The sequence below is a fragment of the Arthrobacter sp. AD-310 genome (assembly GCF_054656615.1).
Genome location: NZ_BAAHNO010000024.1, coordinates 45029 through 54995, shown reverse-complemented (window position 1 = coordinate 54995; position 9967 = coordinate 45029). Strand labels below are relative to the sequence as shown.

The 9967-nt window shown below is 67.5% G+C and carries 10 protein-coding genes; all 10 read right to left on the bottom strand.

What is annotated here, in order from left to right; genetic code table 11:
* The coding region (locus tag ACYQ1Z_RS14890; RefSeq protein ID WP_459793325.1) for an NAD(P)/FAD-dependent oxidoreductase at nucleotides 1-1392 on the bottom strand (1392 nt) is incomplete at its 3' end.
* A 59-nt stretch (nucleotides 1393-1451) separates the two neighbouring features.
* On the bottom strand, nucleotides 1452-2846 hold the full coding sequence (locus tag ACYQ1Z_RS14885) for a S8 family serine peptidase (protein ID WP_459793324.1): 1395 nt from the start codon (nucleotides 2844-2846) through the stop codon (nucleotides 1452-1454).
* A 5-nt stretch (nucleotides 2847-2851) separates the two neighbouring features.
* Nucleotides 2852-3796 carry a Ppx/GppA phosphatase family protein gene (locus ACYQ1Z_RS14880; RefSeq protein ID WP_459793323.1) on the bottom strand — a complete coding sequence of 315 codons (945 nt, stop codon included), beginning with the start codon at nucleotides 3794-3796 and terminating at the stop codon, nucleotides 2852-2854.
* Entirely contained in the window at nucleotides 3793-4461 is a 669-nt protein-coding gene (locus ACYQ1Z_RS14875) for a DUF501 domain-containing protein (protein WP_459793322.1), read from the bottom strand. Before ACYQ1Z_RS14875 ends, ACYQ1Z_RS14880 begins: the two co-directional genes overlap by 4 nt.
* Nucleotides 4462-4489: 28 nt before the next feature.
* Nucleotides 4490-5152 (bottom strand): FtsB family cell division protein, encoded by a 663-nt coding sequence (locus ACYQ1Z_RS14870; RefSeq protein WP_459793321.1) that lies wholly within the window; start codon nucleotides 5150-5152, stop codon nucleotides 4490-4492.
* A 122-nt stretch (nucleotides 5153-5274) separates the two neighbouring features.
* Nucleotides 5275-6555 (bottom strand): phosphopyruvate hydratase, encoded by a 1281-nt coding sequence (gene eno, locus ACYQ1Z_RS14865; RefSeq protein ID WP_459793320.1) that lies wholly within the window; start codon nucleotides 6553-6555, stop codon nucleotides 5275-5277.
* Between the two features lie 118 nt (nucleotides 6556-6673).
* Nucleotides 6674-7297, bottom strand: coding sequence for a MazG nucleotide pyrophosphohydrolase domain-containing protein (locus ACYQ1Z_RS14860; protein ID WP_459793328.1), 624 nt, complete (start codon nucleotides 7295-7297; stop codon nucleotides 6674-6676).
* Between the two features lie 19 nt (nucleotides 7298-7316).
* On the bottom strand, nucleotides 7317-8447 hold the full coding sequence (locus ACYQ1Z_RS14855; RefSeq protein ID WP_459793319.1) for an adenosine deaminase: 1131 nt from the start codon (nucleotides 8445-8447) through the stop codon (nucleotides 7317-7319).
* A 39-nt stretch (nucleotides 8448-8486) separates the two neighbouring features.
* The gene (locus tag ACYQ1Z_RS14850; protein WP_459793318.1) at nucleotides 8487-9209 is read right to left on the bottom strand and encodes a DedA family protein; all 723 of its coding nucleotides are present in this window, start codon (nucleotides 9207-9209) and stop codon (nucleotides 8487-8489) included.
* A gap of 122 nt (nucleotides 9210-9331) precedes the next feature.
* A complete protein-coding gene (locus ACYQ1Z_RS14845; RefSeq protein ID WP_459793317.1) occupies nucleotides 9332-9961 on the bottom strand; it encodes a DedA family protein in 630 nt (209 codons plus the stop codon).
* Between the last annotated feature and the right edge of the window lie 6 nt (nucleotides 9962-9967).

Below are 9967 nucleotides of genomic sequence, written 5' to 3'. Positions count from 1 at the left end.
CGCGGGGGCAGCGGCGGGCTTCGGCGCCGGGGTCGCGGCCGCGACGAAGGCGCCGCGCGGGTTGTCCAGGTCCAGCAGCTGGGTGGTGTCGCGTCCGGCGAAGAACGCAATGATCCAGTTGAGGATCACGCGGAACTTGCGCTCGAACGTCGGCATGGCCAGGCCGTGGTAGCCGCGGTGGGCGAGCCAGGCGAGCCCGCCCTTGAGGCCGATGCTGCCGATGAGGTTGATGTTGGCAACACCCTTCCATTCACCGAAGCCGGCTACAGCACCAAGGTTCTTGTGCTTGTAGTCCTTCAGCTGCTTCTCCCAGCGGGAGGCCCAGAGGTTCTTGGCAAGGCGCTTGGCCTGGCGGAGGGCGTGCTGGGCGTTGGGCACACAGGTGCCGTCCGGCAGGCCCTTGCCGGTGAGGTCGGGAACCGCGGCGATGTCACCGGCGGCCCAGGCGTTCTCCACGATGCCTTCGTCGCCGGCGATGCGCAGGTCCGGCAGGACGCGGACGCGGCCGCGGGGCTCCAGCGGGAAGTCGGTGGAACGGACCATCGGGTTGGCCTGCACGCCGGCAGTCCACACGAGGGTGTCGGCTTCGAATTCCTGCGCGGGGGTCTTGTCCGGCAGGTTGATGAGCTTGAGGGTGCCCTCGGCGCTGTCCAGCGAGGTGTTGAGCAGGACCTCGATGCCGCGGCTGCGGAGGTGCTCGACAACCCATTCGGCCTGCTTGGCGGTGACCTCGGGCATGATCCGGCCCATGGCCTCGACCAGGACGAAGCGGACTTCCTCCTGCTTGATGCGGGGGTTGTTGCGGACCGCGGCGCGGGCCAGGTCCTCCATCTCGGTGATGCATTCGATGCCGGCGAAACCGCCACCGACCACAACGAAGGTGAGCGCCCTGGCGCGGGCGGCAGGATCGGTCATGGTGGAGGCAAGCTCGATCCGCTCAAGGACCTTGTTGCGCAGCGCAACGGCTTCCTCGATGGTCTTCAGGCCGATGCCCTTGTCCGCGAGTCCCTTGATGGGGAAGGTGCGGGTGATGGCACCTGCGGCCAGCACAACGTCGAAGTACGGGACCTCGAAGTTCCCGCCGCCGTCAGCCGGGGCCACAACCGCGGTGCGGTTGGCATGGTCGATGGACGTGACGCGTCCCTGGATGAGTTCCGTTTCCTTGAGGTGCTTGCGGTGGGACACCACAGCGTGACGGGCCTCGATGTTGCCGCCGGCCACCTCGGGCAGGAACGGCTGGTAAGTCATGTAGGGCAGTGGATCCACGAGGGTGACGATGCCACCGGCGTTCGCGATCTTCTTCTGCAGTTTGAGTGCTACGTACAGGCCGACGTACCCGCCGCCGACGACGAGTACCCTGGGACGGTCCTGGAGCTCTGGGGTGGTTGCCATGGTTCAAGGATAACCTAGTTTGTGAAAATCTTCACTAACTGCCGCCGGGGCCGGGAATGTCAGGTCTTTTGGCCCGAGTCCACCGTCTCAATCACTCCCGTTTCGGGGTCTTCCCCGGTGCCGGCAGGGTGGCGGGCAGCCCTCCGCAGCTGGACCGCCGCGGCGGCAATGATTGCCACGAAGAGCAGGGCGAAACCAATCACGACGGCGGCGCCGATGGCAGAGTCGCGTTGTGAGGGCGCCTTCACGGCGGGCATGGTCGGACTCGGCAGGGTTGGTGCAGCGCTGGGCACCTCGGCGGTGGGCACCGGAGCAGGTGTGGCCAGGTTTCCGCGCCGGTGGACGCGGATCCATTCCGCGATGGTCCCCAGGGGGTTGGCCTTCGCTTCCGGGACATCGGCCTTGAGCGCGGCCTCGGCGTTCAGGATGCCATAGCCGTACAGGGGGTCCTTCCCCGGCGCCCCGGCATCCTTGGCCGTTGAGACGATCCGGTTGATGACCTGCTCTGCGCTCATGGCTGGCCACTTCGAGCGGATCAGGGCCGCGACGCCGGCCACGATGGGGGTGGAACCGGAAGTGCCGGCCCATTCGGCATAGCCGCCCCCGGGCAGGCCGCCCAACAGGTTCTGGGCCGGTGCCGCAACCCCGATGCTGATGCCCTGGGACGAGGCGTCCACGCTGGCCGTCCCGCTCCGGTCCAGTCCCGCGACTGTGAGGACGCCGGGGATGGTCGCCGGGGCACCCACCTGGATGTTGCCGCCGATCCGGTTGCCCGCCGCGGCCACGATGACCACATCCTTTTGTTCGGCGTAAAGGAACGCCGCGTCCCAGCTCTGCGGCCACTGCGGCGTGGTGCTGCCGAGGGAGATGTTGATGACCTTTGCGCCGTTGTCCACGGCCCACCGGACGGCCTCGGGAATCTGGTCCTGGTCGCTCTTCCCCGAGGGATTTTGGGACCCGAGCCAGGTGGACACGGAAAGGATTTGCGCCTCCGGGGCAACGCCGATGATGCCGTCCGGGGCAGGGCCGGCAGGTCCCGGGGAAGGGCTGGGCGAGGGACTCGCGGGCTGGTGGCCGCGGCCGGCGAGCATGGTGGCCACAAGCGTGCCGTGCTCGGGCTTGCCGCCAACGCTCTTCTGGCCGTCGGGCTGGCCGGACCCGGAGGCGTCGTAGCCGCCGACCACGGCGCCCTTGAGGTCGGGATGCTGCGCGTCCACGCCGCTGTCGATGACGGCAACCTTGACCCCGGCGCCCTTGGACACTTCCCAGGCCTTGGTGATGCCCGACTCGGCGAGCCAGAACTGCTTGTCCCGCCATTCGTCAGCCTGCGCGGCAGGTGCGTTGAACAGGCCGGTACAGAGGCAACAGGCGGCAAGGACCAGGGCCAGCACCGCGGCTCCTGTCCTGCGTATAGCCTTCCCGGCAGGCAGTACGGGATGAGTCGATGATCGCATGCGGCTCAGCCGATGCTTAGGGCGATGCCGTCAAGGATGTCGTGCTCGCTCGCCGTTGCGCTGGTGATCCGTCCGCCGCTGAGCCCGTTCACGCGTTCGAGGATCCGGCGCCAGACCAGTCCCCCGGCTCCGATGACATCCACCCGCCCCGGGTGCATGTACGGCAGTGCGGCCCGCCCGGACCGGACCATGCCCAGCAGGTCGGTGGCCGCCGCGCCGATCGTCGCGATCGGCAGGTCGGTGCCGTGGATGACGTCCGGCTTGTATTCGGGCAGCTGGAGCGCGTGGGCCGTGATGGTGGTGATGGACCCGGCAACACCGACGACGGCGGTGGCCCGTTCCAGCGGAACGTCCTGGCAGGCAAGGTCGATGGCGGCGTCCACGTCGGCTTCCGCTGCGGCGATTTGTTCGGCGGTGGGCGGATCGTCCCGCAGGTGCCGTTCCGTCAGGCGGACGCAGCCGATGTCCACGGACTTTGCGGCGGTGACCCCGTTGGTGGTGCCCAGGACGAACTCGGTGCTGCCGCCGCCAAGGTCGACCACGAGCACCTGGTGACCGTCCAGGATGGGCAGGACGCTGCTGGCGCCGGCAAATGACAGCGCGGCTTCCTCATCCCCGGAAATCACTTCCGGTTCCACGCCCAGGAGGTCGCGGATGCCCGCCACGAACACGTCCCGGTTCCGGGCATCCCGGCTGGCGGAAGTGGCTACGAAGCGGACAGCCCGGGCGCCGTGCTCCCGGATCAGGCGGGCGTAGTCGGCAGTGGCGGCGAAGGTGCGTTCGAGTGCTTCGGGGGCCAGTTCACCCGTGGCGTCCACGCCCTGGCCGAGGCGGACCACGCGCATCTCACGCCAGACGTCCTTGAGGGTGGTGCCGTTGCTGCGGTCTGTGTCGGCGATCAGCAGGCGGATGGAGTTGGTCCCGCAGTCGATTGCAGCTACCCGGGTCACTGGGCTGCCTCCTGGCTGGCGGACTTCCGGACGGGGGCCGGTCGGCCGACGATGCCGGGCAGGCCCTGGGGACCGTGGCGGCTAAGGTCCTTGGACGGGGCTTCTCCTGTGGTGTCCCAGGCGCCGTCGCAGTAGCATCTGTCCGCCGTCCACCACTCACTGATCTGCTCCAGTGCCTCGTCGCCGAGCGGGTTGACGCCCGGGCCTGCGGCGAGTGATTGTCCCACGAGGACGTGCAGGCACTTGACCCGCGTGGGCATGCCGCCGGCGGAGATCCCGTCGATTTCGGGGACTGCGCCGATGCCCGAGCGCTGCCCGATGGCATCGCGGGCGGCAAGGTAGGCCTCGTGGGCGTCGCGGTACGAAGCGGCAAGCTCCTGGTCTCCGGCGAGCCGGTCGTTCATGGTGTTCATAACACCGGCCGCCTCGAGCCGTGACACCGCGGAGGTGATCACCGGGTGGGTCAGGTAGAAGGTGGTGGGGAACGGGGTTCCGTTGCTCAGCCGTGGGGCGGTGGCCGCCACCAGCGGGTTTCCGCAGACACAGCGCGCAGGGATTTCCACCACGTCACGGACCGGGCGGCCCAGCTGCCGGCTCAGTACTTCGAGGTCGTGTGCGGTCGGTTGGCGGGATTCGTCCCGGGCGGCTGCCGTGTTGTGTTCCACTGTCGCGGGCCGTCCTTCCTCTTGCGGTTCAGTCTGTGGCCGCGCGCGTGATGGACTCCCACAGGGAATCCACCCACGGCAGATCGGCGGGGTCTTGTGCTGCGGCGGCGGTCTGGCTGCTGGTTTCTCCGGCCGGCAGATCGCTGCCGAAGACCCAGTAGCCGGTTTCGCCCGGCATAACCATGTTAATGCGGTCGCGGGCCTGCTGTTTGACGTAGTTGGGGTCGCGCCACCGGGAGACCTGCTGGCGGAGCATGTCGCCTTCGGCTTCCCGGGCGGCGATATCGGCGTTCAGCGCATCGATTTCGGCCTTCTTGTCGAAGAAGATCTTGACCGTGGGGGCCAGCATGATGGTGATGGCAATCATCACCACGGCCAGGGCCAGCATCCGGCCCGAAAATGCCTTGGCGGGGACTGGCTGCTGGTCCTCGGAGGCGGCGTGGCCGGCGTCGGCGCTGCTTCCCTTGCGTGCGGCGCCCGGGCGGGACGTCCCCGCCTTGTGACCGTCGCGGCCCTTCGGGCCGGGCTTCCCGCCGGTGCGGGCCTCCGGGTCCCGGGCCGCTTTGTCCTTGGCCGGGCCGAAATCCGCCTGGATGACGTGGGCGCCGTCCGGGGACCCGCCGCCGTCGGACTTTTCCCCTGCCGGACGGGCGGGGCTGACCTTGGGGACTTTGGGGCGGCGCGTAGCCATGACACTCCTGAAACGCGGCCGGGCGGCGGCCGCCACTGTCTGGGCTGGACCGGTGCTGCTGAAACAACAACGGTGGCTATGGTCTTTCAACCATAGCCACCGTTTATTGGATTGCGCGGCTACTAGCCCTTGAAACGCGGGAAAGCGCTGCGGCCGGCGTAGCGTGCGGCGTCGTCGAGTTCCTCTTCGATGCGCAGGAGCTGGTTGTATTTGGCAACGCGCTCGGAGCGGGCCGGGGCGCCGGTCTTGATCTGGCCGGCGTTGGTGGCCACCGAGATGTCGGCGATGGTGGTGTCCTCGGTTTCGCCGGAGCGGTGGGAGGTGATGGTGGTGTAACCGGCGCGCTGGGCCAGGCTGACGGCGTCCAGGGTTTCGGTCAGGGAGCCGATCTGGTTGACCTTGACCAGCAGCGAGTTGGCGGTCTTGGTGTCGATGCCGCGCTGCAGGATGGAGGGGTTGGTAACGAAGAGGTCGTCACCCACCAGCTGGACCTTGTCGCCGATGGCGTCGGTGAGGGTCTTCCAGCCGTCCCAGTCGTTCTCGTCCAGCGGGTCCTCGATGGACACCAGCGGGTAGTCGGCCACGAGTTCGGCGTAGTAGGCGCTCATCTCGGAGGAGCTCAGCGACTTGCCTTCGAACTGGTAGGCGCCGTCCTTGAAGAACTCGGAGGAGGCGACGTCCAGGGCCAGGGCGATGTCCTTGCCCGGGGTGTAGCCGGCGTTCTTGATGGCTTCCTGGATCAGGTCCAGGGCGGCGCGGTTGGAGGGCAGGTTCGGGGCGAAGCCGCCCTCGTCGCCCAGGCCGGTGGAGAGGCCCTTGTCCTTCAGGACGGACTTGAGGTTGTGGTAAACCTCGACGCCCCAGCGCAGTCCCTCGGAGAAGGTTTCGGCGCCGATCGGGGCGATCATGAATTCCTGGATGTCGACGTCGGAGTCCGCGTGCGAGCCACCGTTCAGGATGTTCATCAGCGGCACGGGCAGGACGTGCGCGTTGGGGCCGCCCAGGTACTTGTACAGCGGCAGGTCAGCGGAGGCGGCAGCCGCGTTGGCCACGGCCAGGGAGACACCGAGGATGGCGTTGGCGCCCAGCTTGCCCTTGTTGGGGGTGCCGTCCAGGTCCAGCATGGCCTGGTCGATGCTGCGCTGGTCGGTGGCGTCGAAGCCGGTCAGGGCCGGGGCGATCTGGTCGATGATGGCGTCAACGGCTTTCTGCACGCCCTTGCCGAGGTAACGGCCCTTGTCGCCGTCACGCAGCTCGACAGCCTCGTGCTCACCGGTGGAAGCGCCGGAGGGAACTGCTGCGCGGCCGATCTGGCCGTCGGAGAGCAGGACCTCGACTTCTACGGTCGGGTTGCCACGGGAATCGAGGATCTCGCGTGCGTGGATGGCATCGATAAGCGCCATGAATTTGCTCCTTATGGGCGATTAACGGGGGGAATCTGGCGGAAAACTCGACGTATTCGTCACGGACTAGCGTAGTCGAGAGTGGTGCGGGTTACGGAAACCTAACCGGACCCGGACGTCATGATGGGGTTGGCTCCTGGGAATTGTCCTGCTGGTAGCGGCGCACGGCCCCGCGCAGGGCCCGTTCGGCGTCGAATCCTGCCATGTGCGCCGAGCGTACGACGGCGAGCAGCCAGTCCCCCAGCGCGTCTTCGGTTTCCGGGATGGGCGCCGCCGCCGGCAGCGCGGCTTGTGCCCTTGCTGCGCGGTCGACCGACTTCTGCGCCCTGGCCAGCGCGGGCAGCGCCTGGGGGATGCCTTCGAACGGGTTGCGTGGCCCGGGCCGTTCGGCCTGCTTGACCGCGTCCCATTTCCGGACGATCTCCTCCACCGTCGCCGGGAAGCTGTCCTGCAGGGTACCGTCCGGCCGGAACACGTGCGGGTTCCGGCGGACCATTTTGGCAACCAGGCCGCGCGCGACGTCGTCGAACCCGAAAGCTCCGCGCTCCTGGCCGAGCCGGGCATGCAGCACCACTTGGAGCAGCACGTCGCCCAGCTCCGCCCGGAGCTCTTCGTCGGGGCCTTCGGTTTCGATGGTCTCGGCTACCTCGTAGGCCTCCTCGATGAGGTACTCGACCAGCGAGGCGTGCGTCAGCGCTCCCATCCAGGGGCAGTGCTCACGCAGTTGCCCGATCACCTCCATGAGGCGTTCAACCGGGGTTTCAGCCAAGGTTGGCGTAGGCGTCGTTGATGTATTCAACCAGCGCCTCCTTCTCCTCCAGGGGCAGGAAGGATGCTTCGGCGGCGTTCAGGGTGAGCTCCAGGAGGTCGTCGAGGTCGTAGTCGAAGGTTTCCACCAGGAGCTCGAATTCGTCCGTGAGGGTGACGCCGCTCATGAGCCGGTTGTCGGTGTTGATGGTGACGTTGAAGCCCAGCTGGTACAGCATGTCCAGGGGGTGGCTCTCGATGCCTTCGCCGAAGCCGGCGATGGCACCGGTCTGGAGGTTCGAGGACGGGCAAATTTCCAGGGCGATACCGCGGTCGCGGATCCAGCTGGAGAGGTCGCCCAGGGTGACCAGGCCCACCGTGTCCTCGGCGTCGTCCTCGAATTCCACCATGATGTCCTCGGCGATGCGCACGCCGTGGCCCAGCCGCAGCGCCCGGCCGTCCACCAGGGCGGACTGGATGCTGTCCAGGCCTGCGGCCTCGCCTGCATGGACGGTGGCCGGGAAGTTCTGCTGCGCCAGGTAGGTGAAGGCATCCTTGAAGCGGGCCGGCAGGAAGCCGTCCTCGGCCCCGGCGATGTCAAAACCCACGGCTCCACGGTTGCGGTGGCGGACCGCGAGTTCGGCGATCTCCTGGCCGCGGTCGGCGTGGCGCATGGCCGTGATCAGCTGTCCCACCTGGATTTCGCGGCCGCTTTCGCTGACTGCCTCGACGCCGGCTTCCAGGCCCTCCTGGACAGCTTCGACGGCTTCGTCCAGGGTGAGTCCCTTCTGCAGGTGCTGTTCCGGCGCCCACCGGACTTCGCCGTACACCACGCCGTCGTCCGCCAGGTCCTCAACGAATTCCTTGGCCACCCGGTAGAGGCCTTCGTGCGTCTGCATCACGGCCACGGTGTGGTCGAAAGTTTCCAGGTAGCGGACCAGGGACCCGGAGTCCGCGGACTCGCGGAACCACTGCCCCAGTGCAACGGGGTCGGTAGAGGGAAGGGTGTGGCCAACGGCCTCGGCCAGTTCGATGATGGTGGCCGGACGCAGGCCCCCGTCGAGGTGGTCGTGAAGGGAAACCTTGGGCAGGGTCTTCAGGTCAAAATCGATGGCAGGGGCGGCGTCAACAATAGGCTCAGTCACGTTCCCACCTTAGGGTGGGCGGGGATTCAAAGCCAGCCGCTACGGTGCCGAATGCCCGCCTTCGGCTGACGGCGAGAGGAGGTTGCGCCCGGCCTGGCCGCCGCTCGCTCCGGAGGGGCCGCCGTCGAGCCATTCGTCGACCTCGCGGGCGTCGTTGCGGGCAAGGTGCTTGTGCCACCAGCGGAGCAGGTGGTCGATGAGGATTCCCAGGACGATGGCGAACACGACGGCGATGCCGGCGCTGAGCAGCGGATTGTGGTGCAGCCAGGGGAAGGAGCTGGCCAGCAGCCCGATGCCGATGGAGTATCCCACCCAGGTGACGCAGGCGAAGGCGTCCAGGAGGAAGAATCGGCGGTGCCCGAAACCGGTGCTGCCGGCCACGTAGTTGACCGCCACCCGGCCCCAGGGGATATAGCGGGCGGTGAAGATGAGCACGGCTCCGCGTTTGTCCAGTTCATACCGCGCCCACGCGAAGGCTTTCCTGACCTTGGGCCGGCGCATCCATTTCCACCGGTCCAGGCCTATCCTGCGGCCAAGCATGAAGGCCATGTTGTCCCCGGCGATGGCACCGATCAAAGCTGTGGTTCCGAGGATCCAGAGGTTGGGTTCCCCGCTGTGCCGGGAGAAAGCGGCGAGGGCGACGATCAGGGTCTCGCTGGGGACCACCATCGCGAAACCGTCCACGAAGAAGAAGACCAGCAGGACCGGGTAAATCCACCACTGGCCCGCTGCATGGAGCACGGCCTCATTAATAAACTCCACGCGGTCTTGCTCCTAGACAATGATGACGCAGCCAAAGCGACGCTGCCGTAGCGGAAATCGTCCCTAAGTGTCCCACGGGCGGGGCGTCGTCCGCTACGCCTAAGCGAAGGCTGACTGCCGGATCACGGCTCGGGCTCGCGGATCCGTTCCACCACGTTTGGCTTGCCCCGGACTTTGTTGATCACAAGGTCCACCACGATGCCAAGCGCCACGGCACAAATAATGGCGATGACCGCGCCGAGCAGGTGGTTTTCCTCGAACCACTGCCCGAAGAAGAGGCCGATCGCCACCGAGTAGCCGGCCCACAGGACGGCGGAGAGGCAGGTGAGCAGGACGAAGCGAAGGTGGTGGTATCCCGTGGCGCCGGCGGTCAGGTTGACGGCCACCCTGCCGATGGGAACGAACCGGGCCACCAGGATGAGTGAGGCGGGGCGCTTGCGCAGTTCCGCCCCCGCCCAGCGGAAGGCGCTCTGCATGCGGGGGCCCCGCATCCAGGACCACCTCCGGGTGCCCACACGGCGCCCGATCAGGTACGCGATGTTGTCCCCCGAGAACGCTCCCAGGGCTGCGACCAGCACCAGCAGCCATGGGTTGGGGACGTCCGCGGTTGCCGCTACGGCGGACAGTCCCACCACCACGGACTCGCTGGGGATGGGCGGGAAGAAGCCGTCAATGACGCAGCATGCCAACACGAGGACGAGCACCCAGGGCTGCCCGGCTGCGGCGAGAATGAAGTCATTGATGGCCTGCATGGGTTC